Below are 1,185 nucleotides of genomic sequence, written 5' to 3' on the forward strand. Positions count from 1 at the left end.
ATCCGTTCTGCTCTTTGCACCCCTTCCAAACCGATATCCGGGGAGTTTTATCTTTCTTATCATTGGGATTGGTCTTGGTTTTGGGATTGTGATGCTTAATCCGGCAGCCCTTGGTCACTCATACCCGATTCTTTTTATTACCGGGTTTATAGCCCTGTGTGCAATGGTCCTGCCGGGTATCTCGGGGGCGTATATCACCCTTCTGATGAACCAGTATGAATACATGCTCTTTGCCCTGAAAACTCTTGCACTGCCAGATATTGCTGCATACCTTGCTGGCGGAGTGCTCGGCCTTCTCACCTTTACCCGGCTGCTTAAATACCTCCTCAAACACTATAGTGATCTTATCGTCGCCATCCTGACCGGACTGATGCTTGGATCATCCAAGCTCCTCTTTGACCGGGCTACTGAGTCAACCCCGGCCGGGCTTATGTTTGCGATCAGTATCATCTGCGGAATAGTGGTAGTTGCCCTGTTTCATTCTGTTCAGATGATGAAAAAACGAATGAATCATTAAGAGAGAATAAGAGGAAGAAGACCGGTTCCCTGAATAAGCCCGTACATTCCTCGTGCCCCTTCTTTTTCTGAGAACCTGCAGGTACTGTCCGTATCTCTTCCAAGGATTGCAAACGGAACCGGTTCAGCAGTATGGGTCCTGATTCTGATGGGTGTCGGGTGATCCGGAAGAACCGCAATCCGCCCGTCAAAATCGTTCATGATTGTCCCAATCATCTCATCCACCCGTTCAATCGCTTTTATCTTCTCTTCAAGACTACCCATGTGGCCTGCTTCGTCAGGGGCCTCGACATGGATAAAGAGAAAATCAAGTCGTTTGAGGGCCTTGACCGCATACCGCGCCTTTGCCTGGTAGTCGGTATCGATAAATCCTGTCGCCCCCGGGACCTTAATAATCTCCATCCCTGCATATGTCCCGATTCCATTGAGGAGATCCACTGCTGATATAATCCCTCCGGATAACCCGGTAATCTCATGAAATGATCTCATTTCAGGGCGCTTTCCTCCGGACCACGGCCATATCGAGGTGGCAGGTTTTAATCTCCGGTTTATCCGGGTCTGGTTGACCGGATGATCAGCAAAGACCTTCGTGCTGATCTGCATCGCTTCCAAAATCCGTTCTGCATCAGGCCCTTTTGGAAGAAACTCCTGGATCGGCTGTCCGGTGAT

Annotated in this window: 2 protein-coding genes; one reads left to right on the forward strand and one right to left on the reverse strand. The window is 49.6% G+C overall.

The window, feature by feature from the left end:
• On the forward strand, positions 1-517 hold a 517-nt coding region (locus tag PLA23_RS13615), incomplete at its 5' end, for an undecaprenyl phosphate translocase family protein (protein WP_324475572.1).
• On the opposite strand, the gene PLA23_RS13620 is transcribed toward PLA23_RS13615, so the two are convergent.
• On the reverse strand, positions 514-1,185 hold a 672-nt coding region (locus PLA23_RS13620), incomplete at its 5' end, for an alkaline phosphatase family protein (protein WP_324475573.1). The genes PLA23_RS13615 and PLA23_RS13620 overlap by 4 nt on opposite strands.

This window comes from Methanospirillum sp. (assembly GCF_035406105.1).
Classification (GTDB): domain Archaea; phylum Halobacteriota; class Methanomicrobia; order Methanomicrobiales; family Methanospirillaceae; genus Methanospirillum.